The organism is Enterococcus sp. AMC1086, from assembly GCF_058216575.1.
Genome location: NZ_CM177100.1, coordinates 1,193,390 through 1,218,899 on the forward strand (window position 1 = coordinate 1,193,390; position 25,510 = coordinate 1,218,899).

The 25,510-nt window shown below is 36.6% G+C and carries 25 protein-coding genes and 2 pseudogenes; 23 read left to right on the plus strand and 4 right to left on the minus strand.

Annotated elements, in window-relative coordinates; all coding sequences use genetic code 11:
• Window positions 1-2: 2 nt before the first annotated feature.
• The 16 genes from AC4BC4_RS05560 to AC4BC4_RS05635 all read left to right on the plus strand — a co-directional run bounded on the left by AC4BC4_RS05560 (window position 3) and on the right by AC4BC4_RS05635 (window position 13,929).
• Complete coding sequence (locus tag AC4BC4_RS05560; RefSeq protein ID WP_490477043.1) at window positions 3-278, plus strand: GNAT family N-acetyltransferase; 276 nt, start codon at window positions 3-5, stop codon at window positions 276-278.
• 236 nt (window positions 279-514) lie between these two features.
• Entirely contained in the window at window positions 515-751 is a 237-nt protein-coding gene (gene secG / locus AC4BC4_RS05565; protein WP_438756451.1) for a preprotein translocase subunit SecG, read from the plus strand.
• Between the two features lie 141 nt (window positions 752-892).
• The gene (locus AC4BC4_RS05570; protein ID WP_490477352.1) at window positions 893-1,660 is read left to right on the plus strand and encodes an alpha/beta hydrolase; all 768 of its coding nucleotides are present in this window, start codon (window positions 893-895) and stop codon (window positions 1,658-1,660) included.
• On the plus strand, window positions 1,657-4,002 hold the full coding sequence (gene rnr, locus AC4BC4_RS05575; protein ID WP_438756450.1) for a ribonuclease R: 2,346 nt from the start codon (window positions 1,657-1,659) through the stop codon (window positions 4,000-4,002). The genes AC4BC4_RS05570 and rnr overlap by 4 nt, the downstream gene beginning before the upstream one ends.
• 17 nt (window positions 4,003-4,019) lie before the next feature.
• Complete coding sequence (gene smpB / locus AC4BC4_RS05580; protein ID WP_438756449.1) at window positions 4,020-4,484, plus strand: SsrA-binding protein SmpB; 465 nt, start codon at window positions 4,020-4,022, stop codon at window positions 4,482-4,484.
• A gap of 339 nt (window positions 4,485-4,823) precedes the next feature.
• Window positions 4,824-5,540, plus strand: a complete 717-nt coding sequence (gene atpB, locus AC4BC4_RS05585; protein WP_438756448.1) for a F0F1 ATP synthase subunit A — start codon at window positions 4,824-4,826, stop codon at window positions 5,538-5,540.
• Between the two features lie 40 nt (window positions 5,541-5,580).
• Window positions 5,581-5,802, plus strand: a complete 222-nt coding sequence (gene atpE, locus AC4BC4_RS05590; protein ID WP_069654656.1) for a F0F1 ATP synthase subunit C — start codon at window positions 5,581-5,583, stop codon at window positions 5,800-5,802.
• Window positions 5,803-6,301: 499 nt separating this feature from the next.
• Window positions 6,302-6,829 (plus strand): F0F1 ATP synthase subunit B, encoded by a 528-nt coding sequence (gene atpF, locus AC4BC4_RS05595; RefSeq protein WP_438756447.1) that lies wholly within the window; start codon window positions 6,302-6,304, stop codon window positions 6,827-6,829.
• A complete protein-coding gene (gene atpH / locus AC4BC4_RS05600; RefSeq protein WP_438756446.1) occupies window positions 6,816-7,358 on the plus strand; it encodes an ATP synthase F1 subunit delta in 543 nt (180 codons plus the stop codon). The genes atpF and atpH overlap by 14 nt, the downstream gene beginning before the upstream one ends.
• Window positions 7,359-7,386: 28 nt before the next feature.
• Window positions 7,387-8,943, plus strand: a complete 1,557-nt coding sequence (gene atpA, locus AC4BC4_RS05605; RefSeq protein ID WP_490477044.1) for a F0F1 ATP synthase subunit alpha — start codon at window positions 7,387-7,389, stop codon at window positions 8,941-8,943.
• A 15-nt stretch (window positions 8,944-8,958) separates the two neighbouring features.
• Window positions 8,959-9,879, plus strand: a complete 921-nt coding sequence (locus AC4BC4_RS05610; RefSeq protein WP_438756444.1) for a F0F1 ATP synthase subunit gamma — start codon at window positions 8,959-8,961, stop codon at window positions 9,877-9,879.
• Window positions 9,880-10,021: 142 nt separating this feature from the next.
• Window positions 10,022-11,428, plus strand: a complete 1,407-nt coding sequence (gene atpD / locus AC4BC4_RS05615) for a F0F1 ATP synthase subunit beta (RefSeq protein ID WP_438756443.1) — start codon at window positions 10,022-10,024, stop codon at window positions 11,426-11,428.
• Window positions 11,429-11,447: 19 nt separating this feature from the next.
• Window positions 11,448-11,867 (plus strand): F0F1 ATP synthase subunit epsilon, encoded by a 420-nt coding sequence (locus AC4BC4_RS05620; protein ID WP_438756442.1) that lies wholly within the window; start codon window positions 11,448-11,450, stop codon window positions 11,865-11,867.
• Window positions 11,868-12,097: 230 nt separating this feature from the next.
• Window positions 12,098-12,334: a DUF1146 family protein gene (locus AC4BC4_RS05625; protein WP_490477045.1), complete on the plus strand. Its 237-nt coding sequence runs from the start codon at window positions 12,098-12,100 to the stop codon at window positions 12,332-12,334.
• Between the two features lie 105 nt (window positions 12,335-12,439).
• Window positions 12,440-13,738: a UDP-N-acetylglucosamine 1-carboxyvinyltransferase gene (murA, locus tag AC4BC4_RS05630; RefSeq protein WP_438756440.1), complete on the plus strand. Its 1,299-nt coding sequence runs from the start codon at window positions 12,440-12,442 to the stop codon at window positions 13,736-13,738.
• Window positions 13,739-13,752: 14 nt separating this feature from the next.
• Window positions 13,753-13,929, plus strand: coding sequence for a DNA-directed RNA polymerase subunit beta (locus AC4BC4_RS05635; protein ID WP_069639825.1), 177 nt, complete (start codon window positions 13,753-13,755; stop codon window positions 13,927-13,929).
• Between the two features lie 98 nt (window positions 13,930-14,027).
• Here AC4BC4_RS05635 and AC4BC4_RS05640 read toward each other — a convergent pair whose 3' ends face one another.
• Both AC4BC4_RS05640 and AC4BC4_RS05645 read right to left on the minus strand, forming a co-directional pair.
• Entirely contained in the window at window positions 14,028-15,332 is a 1,305-nt protein-coding gene (locus AC4BC4_RS05640; protein WP_438755906.1) for an ISL3 family transposase, read from the minus strand.
• 164 nt (window positions 15,333-15,496) lie between these two features.
• Window positions 15,497-16,801: pseudogene (locus AC4BC4_RS05645) on the minus strand (ISL3 family transposase).
• A 393-nt stretch (window positions 16,802-17,194) separates the two neighbouring features.
• On the opposite strand from AC4BC4_RS05645, the gene AC4BC4_RS05650 reads away from it, so the two are divergent.
• From AC4BC4_RS05650 to AC4BC4_RS05665, 4 genes and pseudogenes are all read left to right on the plus strand, one after another.
• The gene (locus AC4BC4_RS05650; RefSeq protein ID WP_490477046.1) at window positions 17,195-17,380 is read left to right on the plus strand and encodes a hypothetical protein; all 186 of its coding nucleotides are present in this window, start codon (window positions 17,195-17,197) and stop codon (window positions 17,378-17,380) included.
• 97 nt (window positions 17,381-17,477) lie between these two features.
• Window positions 17,478-17,762: pseudogene (locus tag AC4BC4_RS05655) on the plus strand (3D domain-containing protein); the annotation flags it as partial.
• A gap of 164 nt (window positions 17,763-17,926) precedes the next feature.
• Window positions 17,927-18,289, plus strand: coding sequence for a PTS glucitol/sorbitol transporter subunit IIA (locus AC4BC4_RS05660; RefSeq protein WP_438756438.1), 363 nt, complete (start codon window positions 17,927-17,929; stop codon window positions 18,287-18,289).
• Between the two features lie 4 nt (window positions 18,290-18,293).
• Window positions 18,294-19,460 (plus strand): AI-2E family transporter, encoded by a 1,167-nt coding sequence (locus tag AC4BC4_RS05665; protein ID WP_490477047.1) that lies wholly within the window; start codon window positions 18,294-18,296, stop codon window positions 19,458-19,460.
• A gap of 117 nt (window positions 19,461-19,577) precedes the next feature.
• On the opposite strand, the gene AC4BC4_RS05670 is transcribed toward AC4BC4_RS05665, so the two are convergent.
• Both AC4BC4_RS05670 and AC4BC4_RS05675 read right to left on the minus strand, forming a co-directional pair.
• On the minus strand, window positions 19,578-20,198 hold the full coding sequence (locus AC4BC4_RS05670) for an FMN-dependent NADH-azoreductase (protein WP_438756436.1): 621 nt from the start codon (window positions 20,196-20,198) through the stop codon (window positions 19,578-19,580).
• Between the two features lie 176 nt (window positions 20,199-20,374).
• Entirely contained in the window at window positions 20,375-20,641 is a 267-nt protein-coding gene (locus AC4BC4_RS05675; RefSeq protein ID WP_490477048.1) for a rhodanese-like domain-containing protein, read from the minus strand.
• A 273-nt stretch (window positions 20,642-20,914) separates the two neighbouring features.
• Between AC4BC4_RS05675 and licT the strand changes: the two genes are divergently transcribed.
• From licT to AC4BC4_RS05690, 3 genes are all read left to right on the plus strand, one after another.
• Window positions 20,915-21,757, plus strand: coding sequence for a BglG family transcription antiterminator LicT (licT, locus tag AC4BC4_RS05680; RefSeq protein WP_438756434.1), 843 nt, complete (start codon window positions 20,915-20,917; stop codon window positions 21,755-21,757).
• 181 nt (window positions 21,758-21,938) lie between these two features.
• On the plus strand, window positions 21,939-23,828 hold the full coding sequence (locus AC4BC4_RS05685; RefSeq protein WP_490477049.1) for a beta-glucoside-specific PTS transporter subunit IIABC: 1,890 nt from the start codon (window positions 21,939-21,941) through the stop codon (window positions 23,826-23,828).
• A gap of 64 nt (window positions 23,829-23,892) precedes the next feature.
• A complete protein-coding gene (locus AC4BC4_RS05690) occupies window positions 23,893-25,341 on the plus strand; it encodes a glycoside hydrolase family 1 protein (protein ID WP_490477050.1) in 1,449 nt (482 codons plus the stop codon).
• Window positions 25,342-25,510 lie beyond the last annotated feature (169 nt).

Below are 25,510 nucleotides of genomic sequence, written 5' to 3' on the forward strand. Positions count from 1 at the left end.
CAATGGAAATCAAAGAAGAAAAAGATCGCTTCGTATTACTAAACGATCATAATCATGAAATTGGTGAAATGACTTGGTCAAATGCTGGAGATAAAATCATGATCATTGATCATACTTTTGTTGATCCGACGTACAGAGGACAAAAATTAGCTGAGAAACTGGTACTTAACGGTGTAGAAAAAGCACGGCGTGAGGGGAAAAAAATCATTCCGCTGTGTCCATTTGCTAAAAAAGAATTTGATACAAAACCTGAATATAGTGATGTTTTAAGAACCTAATAAATAGTGATATAAAAACAGTCCGTTCGGAAATGACCCGAAAGTCATCAAAAATTTAAAGAACAATTTTCAGAAATCTCTTCTTATTTCTTGAAAGTAAATGTTTTTGATCCTTCCTCATTTTTTCTTTCAATATAGATGAAAAAAATCAAGATTATACAAATACAGCTGGTATTTGTATTGAAAATATGCTAAAGTATAATAGATGTATTTTGTGAATAAGGGAGAATTAGACTATGTATAATTTTATTTTAGCACTTGTAATCATCCTTTCAGTTGTGATGGTTATTGCCGTTATGATGCAGCCAAGTAAACAAAACAGTGCAGCAAGTGCATTTACAGGTGGCGCAGATAAACTTTTCGGTAAACAAAAAGCACGCGGATTTGAAGCTGTTATGCAACGCGCAACAGCAATCATTGGTGCTGTTTGGATGTTACTATTATTTATTTTAGCTTTATTATCATCGAAGTAAGACCTTTGGAGTCCCTCATTTACTGAGGGACTTTTTTCTTAAAAAAAATTGGATAAGCATTAGTGAAAAGTTCGTGCAACATCTTTCTTTTCATAAGGTTTTCACTGGATAATGTGCTAAAATGGGGATGAGGTGAATTAGATAGTGAAAAAAATAAGTCTACCTAAACCATTGTTTACGCAAAATGGTTCCCGTGCTGTATTACTTTTGCACGCCTACTCAGGAAGCAGCAACGATGTTCGGATGTTGAGCCGTTATTTAGAAAAAGAAAATTACACCGTATATTCTCCTAATTTTTCTGGACATGCAACAGTTGCACCAGAAGATATATTGGGAAAATCAACCAATGATTGGTGGCAAGATACACTAGATGCCGTTCAATTCTTAAAAGATAAAGGCTACCAAGAAATAGCCGTTTTTGGCCTTTCAATGGGTGGTATTTTTACAATGAACACACTAACGGATCAAGTAGAAGGAATCATCGGAGGTGGTTTCTTCTGTTCACCAATTTTTCCAGTAAAAAATAGTGTTCCAGAAAATTTCGTTTTATATGCCGATAAAGTTTTAAAAACAGCGGGTATTTCAGATCAAGAACGGGTGAAACGAATGGTGAAAATCAAAGAAGCCTCTCGTGTTCAATTAAAAGATATTGAAACTTTTTCGGAAAAGACCGCAACTAAGCTTGGTCAAATTACGGTTCCCGTTTTTATGGGGCAGGCAGGAGTTGATCAAATGATTGATCCGATGGGTGTCTATAAGACAGCCCAAGCACTGCAGCAAACACGATTTACATTAAACTGGTATCCAAATAGCGGACATGTGCTGACGATTGGACCAGATCATAAACAATTAGAACAAGATGTATCCGCATTTTTGAATACATTGTCTTGGAATGAGGAGAAAGAATGACAAAACAAACAATCAAGGAGAAAATCCTATCTTTTATGGAAACGCACACGAAAAAAAGTTTTTCTATGGAAGAAATAGCGGAAGGCTTGCAGCTGCAAAAGAGCTCAGATTTTAAATTACTTGTTCAGACTGTAGCCTTGATGGAACGCGAAAAATTAGTAGAATTCAATAAAAAAGGTAAGATTCGTCTACCACAAAAAAATGGAGATATCGAAGGGACTTTTCGTGCGAATGAACGTGGCTTTGGCTTTGTAACGATTGATCCAGAAGAAGCAGATGTCTATATTCCAAAAGAAGCCGTCAATTTTGCGATGGATGGTGATATTGTTGTCATCGATATCGTTCAACCGGCCGATGCTTTTTCAGACCGTGGAGCGGAAGGAAAAGTCATCGCAATCAAAACTCGTGCAATCACGCAGGTAGTCGGTGAGTTTATCGCCTATGACGAAAAAGAAGTGAATGAGACTGACTTATATGGTTATGCTGTTCCAAAAGATAAAAAAATGACTGGTTTGACCTTTAATATTGCTGCACAAGGAATCAGACCTGTTGATGGTAGTATTGTGATCGTTGAAGTGACTCATTACCCTGAAAAAGAGTACCCAAAGAGTTTAGAGGGAATAGTCAAAAAAGTGGTTGGTCACAAAAATGATCCTGGAATGGATATTTTATCGATTGTGGTGGCTCATGGGATTCCAACAAGCTTTCCTGATGAAGTGATCGAAGCAGCTGACAACGTACCTGATGCAATTTCAGAAGCAGATATCGAAGGCCGCAGAGACTTACGTGATCAAATGATCGTAACGATCGATGGGGAAGATGCTAAAGATCTAGATGATGCAGTGACGGTACGCAAATTAGAAAACGGTAATTATTTTTTAGGTGTTCATATTGCAGATGTTTCTTATTATGTGACAGAAGGTAATGAGTTAGACCAAGAAGCATATGAACGTGGTACTAGTGTTTATCTAACTGATCGAGTTGTCCCAATGATACCTCAGAGATTGTCTAACGGTATTTGCTCGCTGAACCCTAATGTGCCAAGGCTTACTATGAGTTGTGAGATGGAGATAACGCCAGAAGGGTATGTAGTCAACCATGAGATTTTCCAAAGCGTGATCCAAACAACAGAACGTATGACCTATACAGCCGTTAATGAAATTTTAGAAGAACAAAAACCAGAGACGATGAAACGCTACAAAAAATTAGTAGCGATGTTTAACGAAATGGGTGAGCTGCATCATATTCTTGAACAAATGCGTGAAAAACGAGGTGCGATTTCATTTGAAGATCGTGAAGCAAAAGTACTGGTTGATTCACAAGGACATCCACATGATATTTTATTACGCACACGAGGTGTAGGCGAACGGCTAATTGAATCATTTATGTTGGCAGCCAATGAGACAGTAGCTAAACATTTCAACGATTTAAAAGTCCCTTTTATTTATCGAATCCACGAACAGCCAAAAGAAGAAAAAATGCAGCGATTCTTTGATTTTGCAGCTGTATTAGGGATCTTAGTTAAAGGGACGAAAGCAGATATCACTCCTAAAGACTTACAAAAAGTTTTAGAACAAGTAGCAGATAAACCAGAAGAAGCAGTGATCAATACCATGTTGCTACGCAGTATGCAACAAGCGCGATACTCAGAAGATAATTATGGACACTATGGTTTGGCAGCAGAATACTATACTCACTTTACCTCACCGATTCGTCGTTATCCTGATTTGATCGTACATCGATTGATTCGTAGTTACGAAGGGAATGTTTCAGAAAAGTTAAAAGAAAAATGGGAACAAGATTTACCTGACATTGCAGATCATAGTTCAAGAATGGAACGTCGAGCTGTTGAGACTGAACGTGAAGTTGATTCTATGAAGAAAGCAGAATTTATGGCTGATAAAATTGGTGAAGAATACGATGGTATTATCAGTTCTGTCACTCGTTTTGGTCTTTTTGTAGAATTGCCAAATACAATCGAAGGGTTGATTCACGTCAACAATTTAAAACAAGATTACTTCCATTTTATTGAAAATCATATGGCATTAGTTGGCGAAAGAACCGGAATGACACTGAAGATCGGCCAGAAAGTTAAAGTTAAAGTCGATAAAGCTGATCCCGAAACAAGAGAAATTGATTTTGAATTTCTTGAAGCAGAAGAAGTAGAAAGAATCGAGACGCCAAAACAAAAAAAACGTCAAGATGGTCGCCGCAGAAGAACTTCTGATCGCAAGCAAACGGATAAAAAATCATTTACACAGAAGAACAAGAAAAAGGGCAAAAAGCCATTTTATAAAGAAGTAGCTAAAAAGAAAAAAGTAAAAAAACAGAAGAAAAAATAGAAAGCGGAGGAATGGGTATGCCAAAAGGGGAAGGGAAACTGATTGCCCAAAATCGTAAAGCTAGGCATGACTATACCGTTGTTGATACAATGGAAGCTGGAATCGTGTTACAAGGTACTGAAATCAAGTCAATTAGAAACGGACGAATCAATTTAAAAGATGGGTTTGCTAGAGTTCGAAATGGAGAAGTCTACCTGCTCAATGTGCATATCAGTCCCTATGAGCAGGGGAATATTTTTAATCATGATCCTTTACGGACAAGAAAATTATTATTGCACAAAAAGCAAATAGCTAAGCTAATTACCGAGACTAAAAATACCGGAATCACGATCATTCCACTAAAAGTATATCTACGAAATGGTTATGCCAAAGTACTGATCGGTCTCGCAAAAGGAAAGAAACAATACGATAAGCGAGAAGATTTGAAACGTAAAGAGATCAATCGTGAAATTAACCGAACACTCAAAAATAATTTACGTTAAATAAATCAAAATGTATGAATTTCATGTATGAGATGAAACAATTTCAATGCTAAATTTATTCTTTTTCGCATATTTGTTTTCTTTGCTTTAACTTATGTGAAAAGTTTGGTAGAGTGTAAGGAAACTGATGAGTTTTCATCGTTTTTTCAGTAACTGACCTATGTGCTACCAAATACCAATAAGACACATTTTCTTTAATCGTTTGTCATATTAAAAGAAGTGTCCAATTTTCATGAAATTCTTTTGAAATTATTTAGTGTTGGTGGTATGATACGTGTGGTTAAGAAATAGAAGCCTTTTAAGCTTCTGGCAAGTTTGTTGGAAAAGAGGTGAAATAATTTGGAAGAGAAGACATTACTCTTCAAGATTGGGCCAATTTGGTTTGATGGAACGATTTGCTTGATGGTTCTGTTATCCTGTGTCGTTGTCTTCGGGATAGTATATTTCTGCACAAGGAATCTCAAACTGAAACCTAAAGGCAAACAAAATGTCATTGAGTATCTCATTGATTTTGTTCGGAGTATTATTACCGACAATATGCCAAGTAAAGAAGTAACAAATTTTCACCTGCTAGCATTCACGATGTTCATGTTTGTTTTAGTTGCGAACATTATTGGTTTAGTGACTAAAGTCGCTATTGGTGATTATACTTATTGGAAGAGCCCGACAGCTGATCCAATGGTTACATTAACTTTAGCTTTGATCATGATTGCTTTAACACATTTCTTTAGTGTTAGTCGTTTTGGTCTAAAAGGGTATTTCAAAAATAGTTTTTTAAGTCCAGTAGCTTTTCTAATGCCAATCAAGTTGATGGAAGAATTTACGAACCTGCTTACCTTGGCACTGCGTTTATATGGAAATATTTATGCGGGTGAAGTATTACTTGGACTGATTGCAGGACTTGTATCAAGTGTAGGACTTTGGACGATTCCACTTGCGATACCGCTTGAAATGATTTGGCTAGCCTTTTCATTATTTATAGGAGCAATTCAAGCATTTATATTTGTAACGTTATCAATGGTTTACATGGCTCACAAAGTTGAAGTCGAAGAATAAACAATAAATAAAAACAACTATTTCTTAGGAGGAAACAAAAATGGACGGATTAAATTATATCGCAGCAGCAATCGCAGTTTTCGGAGCAGCAGTCGGAGCAGCGTATGGTAACGGAAAAGTTATCTCTAAAACAATTGAATCAATGACACGCCAACCAGAAATGGCTGGACAATTAAGAACAACAATGTTTATCGGGGTAGCCTTGATCGAAGCGGTTCCAATTCTAGGTGTAGTTATTGCATTGTTATTAGTGCTTAAATAATCTCTTTAGAAGGCAGGACGCTGAGTTTTTAAAACGCCACGCGTTGCTGCTTTCTTTGCTGCGAAACACTGCGACTGCCTCTGGCAGAGCAGATGTTGAGCAGTACTTGGCGAACGAAGAGAGAGAAGTAACCTATTAAAAGAAACATCAAGCTTCTCCAAAGCAAAGCAGACCGTCAAGAACATAAGCTTACTGTAAAGCTTTAACAAAAGAAAAGAGCAGATGTTGAGCAGTACTTGGCGAACGAAGAGAGAGAAGTAACCTATTAAAAGAAACATCAAGCTTCTCCAAAGCAAAGCAGACCGTCAAGAACACAAGCTTACTGTAAAGCTTTAACAAAACAAAAAAGCAGATGTTGAGCAGTACTTGGCGAACGAAGAGAGAAGTAACCTATTAATAGAAACATCAAACTTCACCCAATTAAGGTGACCAAACCATACAAAGAACCAATTAAACAACATCACCACAGAGAATTGCAGAGAAAGGAAGTTGAAACTTCATGCTAAATTATTTAGTAATTGGTGAAGCAGGACCAAGTACAACAATAGGTACGATGATTGTAGTAAGTGGTGCTTTTCTAATTTTGATGCTTCTAATCAAGAAATTCGCTTGGGAAGCAATCACTGATATGTTAAAAAAACGTGAAGATAAAATTGCCAATGATTTAGATTCTGCAGAGCAATCTCGAATAGCAGCTGCTAAATTACAAGAAGAACGTCAACAAAAATTGCTTTCTTCTAAATCTGAAGCAGCAGATATTATTAAACATGCGAAAGAGAATGGAGACCAAAATCGCCAAAAAATCTTAGCAGAAACAAATGATGAAGTTTCACGTTTACGAGAAAAAGCACGTCTTGATATTTCTCAAGAACATGAAGAAGCATTAGCATCTGTTAAAGATGAAGTAGCAAATTTGTCTCTTCAAATTGCAGAGAAAATATTAAACAAAGAATTGACTCCAGATGCACATGATTCATTGATCAATTCTTATATCGAAGGCTTAGGTAAGTCAAATGAAGTTAGATAAGTATACGGTAGGTAAACGCTACGGCAAAGCTTTGTTTGAATTGGCAATTGAAAACCAAGAAGCTGATAGCATTTATCAAGATTTGATCGCACTAAGAGAAATTTTTCATGATGTTCCCGACTTAGGTGAGATACTAAGTGATGCACGTTTGGAACCTTATGAAAAAGATGAAATCATGAAGCACTTAGTTAGTGATTATGAAGGTACGATGGAAAACTTTTTATATGTTGTTTATAATTACTCACGTATGAATGATTTATTATTGATGATTGATGAATATGAAAGACGTTACGATGAGCACAATAGTTTGCTTTTAGGTACTGCTTCAACAGCTATTCCGTTGACCAAGGAACAACACCAATTAATGGAAGAAAAAGCAGCAAAACTTTTAGGCTATGAACGAGCTAATTTAATCAATTTAATCGACCCAGATATTGTTGGTGGTGTAATTATAGAAGCCAATTATAAAGTGATCGATGGTAGTATCCACAAACAGTTAGAACAAATCCAAGAATTGTTATTAAAATAACGTTCAGCACAATAAAGAGGTGAATTGAATGGCTATCAAAGCAGAAGAAATCAGTGCCTTGATTAAAGAACAAATCAAGAATTATCAACAAGAATTAGAAGTTGAAGAAATTGGGACTGTCACATATGTTGGAGATGGAATTGCTCGTGCCCATGGGTTAGAGAATGCAATGAGTGGAGAATTACTTGAATTTTCTAATGGTTCATATGGAATGGCGCAAAACTTAGAAATCAATGATGTCGGTATTATTATTTTAGGTGATTTTGAAACCATTCGAGAAGGCGATAAAGTTAAACGAACTGGTAAAATCATGGAAGTTCCTGTAGGTGAAGCAATGATCGGCCGTGTCGTTAATCCATTAGGTCAACCAATTGATGGATTAGGCGAAATTAAAACCGATAAAACGCGTCCGGTTGAAGCAGCAGCTCCAGGTGTTATGCAAAGAAAATCAGTTGATCAACCAATGCAGACGGGGCTTAAAGCAATCGACGCATTGGTACCAATCGGTCGTGGTCAACGTGAATTAGTAATCGGTGACCGTAAAACAGGTAAAACGTCGATTGCGATTGATACGATTATCAATCAAAAAGGGCAAGATGTCATTTGTATTTATGTTGCTATCGGCCAAAAAGAATCAACAGTTCGTAACCAAGTTGAAACGTTAAGAGCTTATGGTGCATTAGATTATACGATTATCGTAAACGCAGGTGCGTCTCAACCAGCGCCATTATTATATATTGCGCCTTATGCTGGAGCTGCTATGGGTGAAGAATTCATGTATAACGGCAAACATGTTTTGATTATTTTTGATGATTTATCAAAACAAGCTGTAGCTTATCGTGAACTTTCATTACTTTTACGTCGTCCTCCAGGTCGCGAAGCTTATCCGGGTGACGTATTTTATCTACATTCACGTCTATTAGAACGTGCGGCAAAATTAAGTGACGAATTAGGCGGCGGTTCAATGACTGCCTTACCATTTGTTGAGACACAAGCTGGAGACATTTCTGCTTATATCCCAACAAACGTTATTTCAATCACTGACGGACAAATTTTCTTAGAAAGCGATTTGTTCTATGCAGGCACGCGTCCAGCCGTTGATGCCGGTCTTTCTGTATCACGTGTTGGGGGTTCAGCACAAATCAAAGCAATGAAAAAAGTAGCCGGTACCCTTCGTTTAGATCTGGCAAGCTACCGTGAATTAGAAGCCTTCACTCAATTTGGTTCTGATTTAGATGCGGCAACGCAAGCAAAATTAAATCGTGGTCGTCGTACCGTTGAAATTTTAAAACAAAAATTACATGCACCACTAGCAGTAGAAAAACAAGTTGTTATTTTATATGCTTTGACACACGGATTTTTGGATAGTATCAGTGTTGCAAAAATTCTAGATTTTGAATCAGAACTATTTGACTATTTAGATGGAAAGCATCCTGAACTTTTTGAAACGATCCGTACAACAAAAGATTTACCTAAATCAGAAGATTTAGATGCAGCAATCAATGAATTCAAAGAAATTTTTGGTGCTGCTAATTCAGAAGGATTAACAACTAAAGATACACTTGAATCAATTCAAAATGCGTAAGAGAGGTGACAAGAATTGGGTGCTTCATTAAATGAGATCAAACAACGCATTGCTTCAACGAAAAAAACCAGCCAAATTACCAATGCTATGCAGATGGTTTCTGGCGCTAAACTGACGAAATCAGAAGCGGCTTCTAGAAGTTTTCAAGAATATGCGTCAAAAATCCGTTCTATCGTTACGCATCTTGTTGCAGCTCAGCTAAGTGATCTAGAAGTGTTGGATTCATATGATCATGAAGGAGTATCCGAAACGGATAACTATCATATGATGCTGACATCACGTCCAGTGAAAAAAACGGGTTATATCGTCATCACCTCTGATAAAGGATTGGTCGGTGGCTATAACAGTTCAATCTTGAAACAAACGATGAAAATGATGGCAGATGATCATAAATCTCAAGATGAGTATGTTTTGATTGCTATCGGCGGAACGGGCGCAGATTTTTTTAAAGCCCGTGGAATAAATGTAGCATATGAACTTCGTGGCCTAAGTGATCAGCCTAGTTTTGATGAAGTTAGAAAAATCGTTTCGACAGCGACTTCAATGTACGAAAATGAAGTGTTTGACGAATTGTTCGTTTGTTACAATCACCATATCAATTCATTGACGAGTCAATTTCGAGTAGAGCAGATGCTTCCAATTTCAGATTTAGATCCTGAAGAAGCAACAACATATGAGCAAGAATATATTCTAGAACCTTCTGAGGAAGCTATCTTAGATAATTTGTTGCCTCAATATGCCGAAAGTTTGATTTATGGTGCTATTATCGATGCAAAAACAGCAGAACATGCTGCTGGGATGACAGCGATGAAGACAGCCACTGATAATGCACAAAATATTATTAGTGATTTGACGATTTCATACAACCGCGCTCGTCAAGGTGCGATCACACAAGAAATCACAGAAATCGTAGCTGGTGCAGCGGCATTAGAGTAATAATCAAGATTCAAGTCAGCTTGGCTTGAAGTCTTTACTAAGTAATAGAGAAGACAGGTTTTTATTACGACCTCGTTAGGTATAAAACTGTCGAGCGCTCGATAGTTTTATAGCCTCTTCAAACGAAACGGAGGAAACAGACATGAGTTCAGGAAAGATTGTTGAAGTAATCGGTCCCGTTGTTGACGTGGAATTTTCACTAGATCAATCCTTACCAGATATAAATAATGCATTAGTCGTATACAAAAATGGCGAAGAAAAACAAAAAGTCGTGCTGGAAGTAGCATTAGAATTAGGCGACGGCGTTATTCGTTCGATCGCAATGGAGTCTACAGATGGTCTTCAGCGTGGAATGGAAGTTATCGATACCGGAAAACCAATTTCGGTTCCTGTTGGAAAAGAAACTTTAGGCCGTGTATTCAACGTTTTAGGCGATACAATCGACTTGGAAGAACCATTCCCAGAAGATGCAATACGTAGCGGCATTCATAAAAAAGCCCCTGATTTTGCAGATTTAAGCACAAGCAACGAAATTTTAGAAACGGGTATCAAAGTTATAGATTTACTAGCCCCTTATTTAAAAGGTGGTAAAGTTGGACTATTCGGTGGTGCCGGTGTTGGTAAAACCGTTTTAATTCAAGAATTGATTCATAATATTGCTCAAGAACATGGTGGTATTTCTGTGTTTACTGGTGTTGGTGAACGAACACGTGAAGGAAATGACCTTTATTTTGAAATGAAAGACTCTGGTGTTATTGAAAAAACAGCTATGGTTTTCGGTCAAATGAATGAACCGCCTGGTGCGCGTATGCGTGTGGCGTTGACTGGTTTGACGATTGCGGAATATTTCCGTGATGTTGAAGGTCAAGATGTGCTATTATTTATCGATAATATTTTCCGTTTCACACAAGCAGGTTCTGAAGTTTCAGCTTTACTAGGTCGGATGCCTTCAGCCGTTGGTTATCAGCCGACACTTGCTACTGAAATGGGACAATTGCAAGAACGTATCACTTCTACCAAAAAAGGCTCGATCACATCGATTCAAGCAATCTATGTACCAGCCGATGACTATACTGATCCAGCGCCAGCAACAGCGTTCGCCCATCTAGATGCAACAACTAACTTAGAACGTCGTTTAACGGAAATGGGTATCTATCCAGCCGTGGATCCGCTGGCTTCATCTTCTAGTGCTTTAGCGCCAGAAGTCGTAGGCGACGAACATTATGCCGTTGCAACAGAAGTCCAACATGTATTACAACGTTACCGTGAGTTGCAAGATATCATTGCAATTTTAGGGATGGATGAGTTATCTGACCAAGAAAAAATCTTGGTTGGTCGTGCTCGCCGTATTCAATTTTTCTTATCACAAAACTTTAATGTAGCAGAACAATTTACAGGACAACCAGGTTCTTACGTTCCTGTTGCTGATACAGTTAAAGGGTTTAGAGAAATCCTTGATGGAAAATACGATGATCTGCCAGAAGAAGCATTCCGTAGTGTCGGGAGAATCGAAGACGCTGTCGAAAAAGCAAAAACGTTGAACTACTAAATAAGGAGGAGACACAAAAATGGATTATTTAACTGTCAATGTGGTTACTCCTAATGGGTTAGTCTATGATCATCATGCAACTATCGTTGTTGCAAAAACAACAGATGGCGAAATAGGTATCTTACCTAAACATGCCCCGATCATTGTTCCTTTAGCAATAGATGAAGTTCGTGTAAAAAGAATCGACACGAATGAACATACCGATTGGATTGCTGTGAACGGTGGTATTATGGAGGTCCGTGATAATGTTGTGTCAATCATTGCTGATAGCGCAGAACGTGAACGAGATATCGATGTAAGCCGCGCAGAACGTGCTAAGAAACGAGCTGAACGCATGATTGAAAAAGCGAAAGAAAATGAAAACTCTGATGAATTACGTCGTGCAACAGTCGCACTTCATCGAGCAATCAATCGAATCAACGTGTCAAAACATACGTAAAATAGTGGAGGGTGAGACAAAAGTAAAAAATACTTTTGTCTTAAACTCTATCTTTTATTGTAAGTCAAATCAGTATACATATATTAATTTTATGAGAATCGAGAATCTTTATTTTTTGTTTGAGACAATCTATGATAAACTATATTTATGCAATTATGTATGTGGCTTTAGAAATAAGTCAGTTGTGACTAAATTAGCCCATTACGCTTTTAAATTAAGGAGATCAATTTATGCAATTTTTTGGTATTGATGCATTAGTTCGAATCATCAGTCATATAATGTTTATATACGTTAGTTTTTGGGCGATGCAATCTATTCGAGTAGAGCAATTTTTTAAGATGCATCAAACCTCTCAAGTTCGCTTATTGATTGTTCTTTTTTCAATTGTTATTGGTTTCACTGCAAGTTCATTTTTCTTAGAGTTTCTTGCATTGTGCCGTAACTTATTTATTGTATTTTTCCCATAAGGATGATGAATAAAAAGAAAAGATACTATTTGTTGGTAATTAGTGGTATAATAGAAAAGATTTTGGAGCGAAGCATCCAATTCTAACTTTTTTGGGGGGAACAAAATGGAACAGATCATTGTTCATGGTGGTAACCAATTAAAAGGAACTGTGAAAATCGAAGGGGCTAAAAATGCAGTATTGCCAATTTTAGCAGCAACCCTTTTAGCAGAAGAAGGAACAACAACATTAAATAATGTACCAATTCTTTCAGACGTTTTTACAATGAACCAAGTAATCAAACACTTAAATGTAGATATTGAATTTAATGAAGAAGAAAACCAAGTCACGATAGATGCAACACAACCTTTAGGCATCGAAGCAAATTACGAGTATGTCAGCCAAATGAGAGCATCAATCGTTGTTATGGGTCCTCTATTAGCGCGTAATGGTCATGCAAAAGTTGCGATGCCTGGTGGCTGTGCAATTGGCAAACGTCCAATTGACTTACACTTAAAAGGCTTCCAAGCATTAGGTGCTAAAATCATTCAAAAAAATGGCTATATTGAAGCCATCGCCGATGAATTGATCGGAAATACGATTTATTTAGACTTTCCAAGCGTAGGTGCTACTCAAAATATCATGATGGCGGCAGTTAAAGCTAAAGGTATGACAGTAATTGAAAACGTTGCTAGAGAACCTGAAATCGTTGATTTAGCTAATGTCCTTAACAAGATGGGTGCTAAAATCGTCGGAGCTGGTACTGAAATGATGCGTATCGAAGGAGTGGAAAAACTTCATGCAGTTGAACATTCGATTGTTCAAGACCGTATTGAAGCAGGAACATTCATGGTTGCAGCTGCAATGACTGAAGGAGATGTTCTGATCGAAGAAGCAATTCCAGAACATAATCGTCCGCTTATTTCTAAATTGACTGAAATGGGTGCTGTGATTCGTGAAGAAAGAGGCGGTTTACGTGTTGTTGGACCTAAAGTGATCAAACCCACTGATGTCAAAACAATGCCGCATCCTGGTTTTCCAACGGATATGCAAGCTCAAATGACTGCGATCCAAATGGTGGCAGATGGTTCAAGTGTTGTAACTGAGACTGTCTTTGAAAATCGTTTCCAACATTTAGAAGAGATGCAACGAATGAATGCCGATGTAAAAATGGATGGTAATATTGCTATTATCAATGGTAGTCAAGCATTGCAAGGTGCTGCTGTAGAAGCAACAGATTTACGCGCTGCTGCTGCATTGATCTTAGTTGGATTACGTGCCCAAGGTATAACTCGTGTATCACACTTAGAATATTTAGATCGCGGCTACTATAAATTCCATAAAAAACTTCAAAAATTAGGAGCTAAAGTGGAACGAGTAAACGACGAAAAAGCGACAGAAAAGAAAATGTCAACAGTTAGCTAAAAGGGGAAATAGATATGAGTTCGACACGCTATATTATAGTGACTTTGTTGAAAGTTTTAGTAGTGATTGCCTTAGTGATTATTTTATTTGTTGCCGGAACAATGATCGGTTATGGAGTAATTGGTGGAGGAAATCCAAAAGATGTGTTCAAAGAAGAAATTTGGACTCATATTCTAGACTTTTTTAAATAAGTGTTTAGTGTAAAAATAATGGCTCTTTGTCAACTAATGTTGGTGAAGAAAATCCAAAGAATTAAATCAATTATTGTAAGGCCTAGAGGAAAATACCTCTAGGTTTTTCTATTCGGCTGAAAAAGAACGTTACCAAAACATAAAGCAATTCTCAATTTAAAGTTATAAAAGTTACGAAACCCATACGCATTTCTCTTTAACACTTTGATATGGTTGTTCAAGCATTCCAATGGGCCATTGGAATAGGATAATTCTAGAGCATGCTTAATTTCATTTTGAACTTTCTTAAAGGTAGAAAAAACTGTTTGGTAATAGACGGGAAGTCCAGAACAATCTTGTTCTAATAGCGAGTGGAATCTTGTGTAGTCTCGTGTTTGTACCGCATAAAGAACGTTCTGATAACAGGTGTAACCAGATTTTAACTCCTCATCATATGCAAGGAGTCGATCAACGAGTTCTGTTTCTGTTAAATAGGTGCGGAAAGAAGGACGCCATTGGCGTTTTTCAAAATCGAGCTTCGATTGGTTCTTTTGAAGAAGTTTCCAGTACTTCTTCAAGTGTCGATATTTTTTTGCCTCTACAGTTCCTTTCTGGAGAAACAGATTCATTCGTTGAATGCGGTGTTTTAAAAAGGTTCGTCCAATGTGTTGGACAATGTGAAAGCGATCGAGAATAATCTGAGCCATAGGAAACAATTTTTTGACGAGAGAAAAATAAGGAGCGTACATATCACAAACGATATATTTTACACGTTCACGAACAGACAAAGAGAATCGTGAAAAATAACGTTGTAAAAAGGACAATTGACGGTTTTCAATGACATCAATTAACTGCTTTGTTTGACCATCCATCATGATAAAACTCATAGAAGCAGCGACCTGTTTAACCGATTTAAATTCATCAAAACAAAGGACTTCAGGCAAGGTCAGGCGATTGATTTTTTTCGGTTCATAAAATTGTTTCAAGACGCGATAGACAGAAGAAACAGAGACCTTCTTTTGACGCGCAATCTCACTCATAGACGTGACCTTTCTTAATCGATCGGCAATGGATAGCTTCACTTTCTTAGAAATCGAACACCCTTTTTGGATCAGACTTGTTTCAGCGACGAACGTTCTTTCACAGGAATAACAGAAGAAACGGCGTTTCTTCAAGCGTAAATACGTTTGATACTCAGACACATCGTTCATTAAAATAAGACAAGTCGTATAGCCCCAACGAATAATCTTTCCTTTTTCTTTCTCTCCACAATGAAGACAGGAGTGGGCTAAATAGTCTAATGTACCAGAAAATACCTGACAAATTCGTCCCTTAATGCGTTCTTTTTCTAAAGAATTTTCAGTAAAAGTAATGTTTAAGTCTAGAATATCTAAGGTATTTTTGATAAGATTGGTGTAAGACATCTTGATTTCCTCCTTTTAATTGGTTTTAGTCGACTTAATTCTAAAGGATATCGAGATGTCTTTTCTATTATTTTGCATTAAAAAAAGATGCCGGTGATTTCTCACCAACATCAGAAAGTATAGAGCCGAATTAAATCAATGATGAAGCCTAGAGGGAAATGCCTCTAGGTTTTTCTATTTGGTTGAAAAAGAACAGACCCAAAGCATAAAGTAATTCTCAATTTAAAATTATAGAAGTTACGGAAGCCCTAGGCATTTCTCTTTAATACTTTGATATGGTTATTCAAGCATTCTAACGGTCCGTTGGAATAAGGCAAATCCAACGCATTTTTAATGCCCGTTTGAACTTTTTTAAAGGTAGTAATTGTTGTTTGATAATAAGCTGGAAGCCTAGAATAATCTTGTTCTAATAACACGTGAAACCGTGTGTAATCTCTTGTTTGTATGGCATAGAGAAAATCCTGATAACAGGTATAGCCAGCTTTTAATTCTTCATCATAGGCAAGTAATCGATCCACGAGTTCGGTTTCTGTTAAATAAGCACGGAAGGAAGGACGCCATTGGCGTTTTTCAAAATGGAGCTTCGATTGATTCTTTTGAAGTAGTTTCCAGTATTTCTTCAAGTGACGGTATTTTTTTGCTTCTACAGATCCTTGATGGAGAAAGGTATTCATTCGTTGAATGCGGTGTTTTAAGAACGTTCGCCCAATGTGTTGCACAATATGAAAGCGATCAAGAACAATCTGAGACTTGGGAAATAGTTTCTTAATTAAAGAAAAATAAGGCGCATACATATCGCAAACAATGTATTTTACACCTTCACGAACAGATAAAGAAAATCGTGAGAAATAGCGTTCTAAAAAAGGCAACTGGCGGTTTTCAACGACATCGAGTAATTGCGTTGTTTGTCCATCCATCATAATGAAACTCATAGAGGCAGCGACTTGTTTCACTGATTTAAATTCATCAAAACAAAGAACTTCTGGCAAGATGAGTCGATTGATTTTTAGGGGTTCGTAAAACTGTTTCAATACGCGATAAACAGAGGAAACAGAGACCTTCTTTTGACGGGCAATTTCGGTCATAGACGAAGTGTTTCGTAGACGCTCGGCAATCGAAAGCTTAACTTTCTTAGAGATCGAGCAACACTTTTCGATAAGACTTGTTTCAGCGACAAAAGTTCTATCACAAGAATGGCAGAAGAAACGACGTTTCTTCAAGCGTAAGTATGTTTGGTATTCAGAAACATCATTCAGTAAAATCAGACAGGTTGTAAAGCTCCAACGAATAATCGATCCGTCTTCATGGGCACCACAATGAGGACAGGAGTGCGCTAAATAGTCCAACGTACCAGAAAACTCCTGGCAGATCCGTCCTTTAATGCGTTCTTTTTTTAAAGAATTTTCATTAAAAGTAATGTTTAAGTCTAGAATATCTAAGGTTTCTTTGATAAGATTTGTATAGGACATCTTGATTTCCCCTTTTGATTGGTTTTAGACGACTTAATTCTAAAGGATATCAGGGTGTCTTTTCTATTATTTTGCATTAAAAAAGATGCCGGTGATTGTTCACCAATATCAAAAAGTATAGAGCCAAAATAATCCAAACTGTATTTCTGTTTGGATTATTTTTTTTATTCATTTTTATATTTGCAGTTGTTACTATTCTGTAATCTAATGTTTCTTGTAATAAAAAAATTGAAAGAATGTAAAATAAAAATGAGATTTTCTTTTATTTCCAATGTAACAATCCTTAGAATGGTTTCTAACAGTCTGTAACGTAGTTTTAATTAAATGGTAACCATTGAACATTCGTGGCGTGATATGATAACTTTCGTACGAATTTTAGGGGGAAACTATTTAATGAAGAGAAAATGGACGGCCATTTTGTTTATTGTTACTTGTTTTATTACAGGATCAATAATACCAGTATATGCAGTAGAAAATAAAAACAATGATAGTAATGGATTAAGTAACTATACAGTTGTATCGGAAAAAAACAGCACAAAATTTATCAAGCTCGCTGATTTATTCAGTGACGGAAAATGAAGCCTTTAAACAAGTAAAAACTGATATTTTAAATAAAGAAATAGAAAAAGAAAAAGAAGAAAAAGAAAAAATTGAAAAAGCCAAAGAAAAAGAGCAAACAATGATGATGGAAGCAACAGCTTATTCCTGTAATGAGGGATTTATTGGTGGAGGGAATTTGACCGCAATGGGACAAGATCTATATGTAGATCCGATGGCTATCGCTGTTGATCCTAGTGTAATTCCGTTAGGTACGAAATTATATGTTGAAGGATATGGAGAAGCAATTGCCAGCGATACAGGTGGTGCAATAAAAGGAAACATTATCGATCTTCATTTCTCAGACGTCTCTCAGTGTATTAATTGGGGGAGGAGACAAGTTTCTGTAACGATATTAGGATAAGTAGTGAATGAGGACGATATATTTTTTATAAGCGACAAGATGAACAAGATGCTTGAATTTCTTGTTCGTCTTTTTTGTAGCTTACAAAGTCTACATTATCAACTAAGAAAAAAAGTTATATGTTATAATAAAGAGTGAATAATTGCAGAAGGAGCGATAAGTATATGAAAGCAATAGTTACTGAAATTGGTGCTCGAGCATTAGACGAAAAAGAACCAATGATCATACTTTTTGGTGAGAGCGCCACAGAGGGGTTAAAAGAGTATTCTGTGATTCAAAAATTTCAAGAAAACCAATCTATAGAAATGAAACAAGGAGACCTATTAAAGATCGATGAACAAGAATATACGATTAATCACGTGGGGGCTTTTGCAAACGATAACTTAAATAGCATCGCACATGTGACTTTGGTTTTTGGTGATAGGCCTGCAGATGATGCAATTGTGAATGGCTTGTACCTTACTCCAGATGATTTTCCAATAATCAAGGTTGGATCAACAATAGAATATATATCACGTGGAGTGTGAGTGAATGGAACAAGAGAAAAATAAAGAGAAGCGACTTTCTTGGTTTTGGCGTTGGTTTTTAAATAATCAAGTTGTGACCACATTATTGATTGTTTTATTGATTTTGTTGATCCTATTCGTTTTTACAAAGGTTTCGTATTTATTTAAGCCACTTTGGCAGTTCATCGGTGTTGTTGGTCTACCGATGATCATGGCCGGCATTTTATATTACTTAATGAATCCAGTCGTCGATTATCTGGAAAAAAAACAAGTACCTCGCGTTTGGAGTATTATCGGTCTATTTATCATTGTGATTGCGTTGATCATCTGGGGACTTGTAGTGATCGTTCCAAAAATCCAAGAACAGACCATTAGTTTCGGGAATCATTTTCCTCAATATATTGATACGATCGATCAAAAAATGCAAGAGATTTTAAGTAATCCTTTTTTCGCCCAGTTTCGAACGCAGTTAGAAGATATGGGGGACAAGTTGAGTAGCTCATTAGGAGATATTATTCGTAATATTTCTACGTTTACAGTACAAGGTTTGGGAAGTTTTGTTGGAGCGGTTGCAACAGTTGTAGTAGCGATCATCACAATGCCATTTATATTGTTCTATCTTTTAAAAGACGGTAAACAATTAGCTCCTTATTTGATGAAGTTTTTGCCGAATAAAATGCGCAAGCCTACGTTGAAAGTATTAGGAGAAGTCAATTCCCAAGTTTCTTCTTATATTCGTGGCCAATTAACTGTTGCTTTTGCCGTAGCAGTAATGTTTATTTTAGGCTTTTCCTTTATCGGTTTAGATTATGCTATTACCTTGGGGATTACAGCAGGTTTTCTGAATTTGATTCCGTATTTAGGCTCATTTCTAGCAATGGTACCAGCTGTCTTTTTGGGAATTGTGGGTGGTCCAGTCTTATTAGTTAAAGTATTAGTGGTGTTTGTTATCGAACAGACAATAGAAGGTCGTGTGATTTCACCGTTAGTGTTAGGGAGCCAATTAGATATTCATCCTGTGACGATTTTAGTTGTGCTGTTGACGTCTGGAAAGTTATTCGGTGTTGTGGGTGTCATTCTTGGTATTCCTGTTTACGCCGCAGTTAAGGTGCTAATTACACATATATTTGAATGGTATAAGGATGTTTCGAGTTTATACCACGAAGAAGAAGAACTACAAAAACCTGAATAAAAAAAGAGGTTGGAACAGATTATCTCCGAAAGGATTACTTCTGTTCCAACCGTTTATTCAGATTACTTAAGTCTAGGACATAACTCGTAAAGTTATGTTCTAGACTTTTTCGTATTCTTAAAATGTTTTTCCTAAATTTGTCGCTTGATCCATTGCTGCACCTAACAATTCTTCGGCTTTGTCAGGCTGATGATCGATTCCTTCGATAAATAATTGATCAACTTCAGCAACACCAATGAAGTTTAAAATTCCTTTAACATATTGAGAAGCAAAATCTTGTCCTTCATAAAAACCACCATTTGATTGAATGTGTAAGGCTTTTTTACCGTTAGTCAAAGGTTTAGGACCTTCTTCAGTATATTTAAACGTTTTCCCAGCAACGTTGATAGTATCAACCCATGCCTTTAAGCGCGTCGGAACATTTAAATTCCATAAAGCATTCGCGATAACTACTTTGTCAGCACCTAAGAATTGATCTGTCAATTCATTGAAACGTGCAATTTTTGTTTGTTGGCTTTCATTTAAAGCAGTAAAATCAGTACCAGTGCGTAATGCACCCCATCCAGAAAGTAACTCTTCATCGATCTCAGGAACGAAATCGGCATAGACATCAAGAACATCGACCTCATCTGCTGGATTTTGAGCTTGATAACTTTCTAAAAAGGTTTCTAATGCGCGGACAGAACGAGATTCCTCTTTAGTAAGTGGGTGTGCTTTAACAACAAGTAATTTTGACATATAAAATCTCCTTTGAATACCTAAGTATCATTATTTATAAACAAAAACTATTTTACTAATAAAAAGTAAGAAAAGCAATGTTTTTACTTAAATTCTATAAAAAAAACAACTATTCAACTATTGAATACCTGTTTTTTCCAACTAAGAAGCAGTTGATAGTTGCTTCATTCCACCAATCACGTGGACAGCATGAAAACCTTTAGAGGCCATAAATGACGCAATGATTCAGAACGGCGTCCACTATAACTAATGATATGATAGGTTTTTTCTTTATTTAACTGTTTTAACATAGTTGGCAAGATAGTTGCGGGCAATGAAATAGAGTGCGCTAGATGTCCTAGCAGAAAACTTTCAGTTTCACGAATATCAATGACATTAAGATCATTTTTAGTGTAAAGTGTTTCAAAATCGGGTGTAGAAATTGATTCAAACATGGAATTCATCCTTTGGAAATTTATATTTTTTAAACGATTGGAAAGATTGTACCCCTTTTACAGAAAGTTTGCAATCTGACTTTGCTAATTCTTAATCATTGCCCAGAGGATAATTTTATTTGTTTTTTTGAAAAGGGTTGCAAATGAATAAAAATAATGGTATGCTGTGCATGTAATAAGGATTGTTACTGTTCGGCAGGCAAAACCTGAATCTTCCATACCATTTTATTTTGGACGGATTCTAGGTTTTTTTCATTTGTATTTGTAAAAGTGAGGTTCATCATGTATATTGAAAAAATTTTAAACAACAATGTCGTCATGACAAAAAATGAATCAGGTGAAGAGATTGTCTGTATGGGTCGAGGACTTGCATTTCAGAAAAAAATTGGTGATTTGATCGATCCAACGTTCATTGAAAAAGAATTTGTTCTAAAAGACTCTATCACTTCAGGACAGTTTCAGCAGTTGTTTGCGGATATTCCGTTAGAAGAGGTAGATATTGTTAAAAAAATCGTGGACATGGCCGAAGAGGATTTAGGAATCGAACTTTCATCTAACATCTACCTAACGTTGACTGATCACGTGCATTACGCCATTATGAGAGCCAAAGAAGGGCTTGAAATGCCTAATCCATTGATGTTTGAAACGAAAAAGTTTTATCCTAAAGAATATGCTATAGCTCGAAAAGGCGTAGCGTTGATCAAGGAAAAACTGAACATTGATTTTTCGGAAAGTGAAGCAGGTTTTATTGCATTTCACATTGTCAACAGTGAACAGGCCAATGGCAATATGGAAGTGACGATGTCTGCTACTGAAATGGTGCGAGATATCTTAACGATCATCAGCCGTTATTTTGGTAAGCTATTTGATGAAGATTCATTGAATTATCAAAGGATCGTGACACATTTGCAATATTTTGCCCAACGTTATCTACAAAATGAAGCACACGATGAAGAAGATGATTTTCTTTACGAGTTGATTCAAAGTAAATATCCTAAAGCATTTCAATCAGTACAAAGGATCGATGATTATCTAGTTAAAAAATACCAAAAACCGATCGATAAAGCAGAACAGATTTATTTGACTATTCATATTCAGCGAGTAGCTGGAGAGAAAAAAATGTAGTATTTATATTATCTATCAAAAATTTAATTTTCAATCGAAGCGGATTGTTACTGTTTAGCAGGCAAAACCTAGATTGAAAAAACAAACGATTGATCTATATTTATTTTTTAAGTATAGAAAATCATTGTTTTTTCAGTTTAGGTTTTTTTATATATAAAATTAAGGAAAAGGGGTACATAAAATGAGTAAAAATCAAGAAATTGCTGAGCGTGTCTTAACGCTTGTCGGTGGAGAAGAGAATGTGAATAGCGTCGTCCATTGTGCGACTCGACTACGTTTCAAATTAAAAAATGAGGGCAAGGCAGATACTGAAAAACTGAATCAAGATCCAGATGTCATTCAAGTAGTTCAAAGCGGTGGTCAATATCAAGTCGTGATTGGCAGCCATGTTAGCGATGTGTATAAAGAATTAATGGCACATAGTGGTTTAGGCGATGATGATTCTGCAAAAGATGAAGGACCTAAAGGCAATATTTTTAATCAGTTAATCGATATTATTTCTTCTATATTCACACCTTTCTTAGGTGCAATGGCAGGAGCTGGGGTTTTAAAAGGTTTTTTAACACTTGCTGTTACATTAGATTGGCTAACTGCTGAATCTGGTGTTTATGTTGTTCTTTTTGCAATAGCAGACGGAATTTTCACGTTCCTACCGATTCTTTTAGCTTTTACTGCAGCGAAAAAATTCAAAACAAATGAGTTTTTAGCTGTCTGTTTAGCAATGGCACTCGTTCATCCAAGTATAACGGCGCTAGCTGGACAAACGTTAAGTTTTGCTGGAATTCCAGTGATTATCGGAGCAAGCGCATACACGTCATCGGTTATTCCGATCATTTTAGCTGTATATGTTCAAAGTCATGTTGAACGTTTCTTTAAGAAAGTGATTCCTTCTTTCTTACAAATCATTTGTGTTCCTTTAGCTGTTTTTCTTGTAATGGCTCCAGTTACGTTTATTGCAATTGGCCCGATCGGAACGATTTTAGGTGATCTATTAGGAAAAGGATACGATAGCATTTATGGTGTTAGTCCGTTGATTGCTGGTGCAGTTATGGGAGGATTATGGCAAGTATTTGTAATGTTTGGAATGCATTGGGGCTTTGTTCCGATCATGTTATTAAATCTTTCAGCAGCAGGTGGTGGTGTAGATACAATGGCACCAATGCTTTTACCAGCTGTATTGTCACAAGGTGGAGCGGCGTTAGCAGTCTTCTTTATGACAAAAAATGTAAAACTGAAAGGTTTAGCATTATCTTCAACGATCACATCCATCTTTGGTATTACAGAACCAACGGTTTATGGTGTAACACTACCACTTAAAAGACCATTTATCGCTGCTTGTATTGGTGGTGCAGTCGGAGGTGCCTTTATTGGTTTCAGCCATGTTCAAAATTATGTATTTGGTTTGATTAGCTTATTGAGTTTACCAGGGTTCATTCCACAAGATACAAAAGATACATCGGGTCTTGTTGCAGCAGTTATAGGCACAGTGATCGCTTTTGTGATTGCCTTTGTTTTAACCTTTATTTTAAAATTCGATGATAAACCAGAAGCAGGAAGCGAAACTTCAGTAAAAACGAACGGCACGAGCTCAGACGTACAAAATAGTCAAAAAAATGATAAAATTATTTTAACAAGTCCAATTACGGGAAAAATCATTCCTTTAGACAAGGTAGAAGATCAAGTATTCTCATCTGGTGCATTAGGTAAAGGAATCGCTATTGAGCCAACACTAGGGGAGCTTTATGCACCAGCAGATGGAGAAATCACAACACTATTTCCAACTGGCCATGCGGTCGGTATCACCACAAAAGATGGTGCAGAAGTCTTGATGCACATTGGTATGGACACTGTTGAAATGGATGGTGACGGATTTGAGATAAAAGTGAAACAAGGCGATAAAGTAAAACAAGGTGACTTATTGATTCAATTTGATATTGAAAAAATCAAAGCAGCAGGGCATCCGATTGTGACACCAGTTGTTGTTACAAATAGTGGTGATTATTTAGATGTATTGGACATGGATCAAGTCGATGTTTTACACGGAGAGGATTTCTTGGCAATTGTTCGTTGATCAAAAGAATCGATAACATTTCTATGATATCAAGCTATGTATCTAAAATTAGGAGGAATTGCAAATGTCAAACAAAACAACAGTATTTCCAAAGGGATTTTTATGGGGCGGTGCAACTGCAGCCAATCAATTAGAAGGTGCTTATCGTACGGACGGTAAAGGTTTGTCAGTAGCAGATGCAATGCCAGGAGGTAAACAACGGTTTCAAATCTTAGGGAGTGATACGTTCAATTGGGAAATCGATGAGGACAAATTCATTTATCCAAATCATCGCGGTATCGATCATTACAGTCGTTTTAAAGAAGATATTGCGTTATTTGCCAAAATGGGATTCAAATGTTATCGTTTCTCAATCGCTTGGGCTAGAATTTTCCCTAAAGGTGATGAAACGACACCAAATGAAGCTGGGTTGAAGTTTTATGACCAAGTGATCGACGAGTGTTTGAAACAGGGGATCGAACCTGTGATTACAATCTCACATTATGAAATGCCGTTACATTTAGCTAAAGAATACGGCGGTTGGAAAAATCGTAAAATGATCGACTTCTTTGAAAACTATGCAACAGTTGTCTTAACTCGTTATGGTAAAAAAGTGAAATATTGGATGACATTCAACGAAATCAATTCTGCCTTCCATTTCCCAGCGTTAAGTCAAGGAATGGTCAAAGCAACTGGCGCTGATGATTATCAAAATATCTTCCAAGCATGGCATAACCAATTTGTAGCTAGCGCTAAAGCCGTTAAAATCGGTCATGAAATCAATCCAGATATGCAAATCGGTTGTATGATCATTTATGCAACAACGTACAGTATTGATGCAAATCCAGTCAACCAAATGGCAACATTAGAACACAATCAAGAATTCAATTTCTATTGCACAGACGCTCAAGTGCGTGGTGAGTATCCAGCATATCAACAACGCATGTTTGATAAGTATGGCGTTTCTGAGTTAGAAATCGGAGCTGATGATTTAGAATTAATGAAAAAATATGCAGTCGATTATATTGGTTTTAGTTATTATATGTCTTCGGCCGTCAATGAAACAGCTGAAGAAGAAGATACTGTGACTGGAAACTTATTAGGCGGTGTACGCAATCCATTTTTAGAAGCAAGTGAATGGGGCTGGCAGATCGATCCTGAAGGATTGAGAATTGCGTTGAATGAATTATATGATCGCTATCAAAAACCATTATTCATCGTTGAAAATGGCTTAGGTGCAATCGATAAAGTTGATGAAAACTTTTATGTGGCAGATGACTACCGAATCGACTATTTACGCCGTCATATTGAAGCCATGTCAGATGCGATTAAAGATGGTGTGGATTTAATGGGCTACACACCTTGGGGCTGTATTGATTTAGTAAGTGCTTCAACAGGTGAAATGAGTAAACGTTATGGTTTTATCTATGTAGATTTAGATGATAACGGTGAAGGTACAATGAATCGCTATGAGAAAAAATCATTTAATTGGTACAAACAAGTAATTGAAACAAATGGCCAAGACTTGAAATAAAAAATAAACCAGAGTAGTAGATCAAAGAAGATTATGATCTACTGCTCTGGTTATTTTGCACGATAAAAGAGTTAGTCAAAGTCAAAAATAGTGATGGTTTTTTCAGAATAGACAGATGTTGAATTTACAATACTCTTTTTGCAGTCTAATCATGATTTTTGAAGCCATC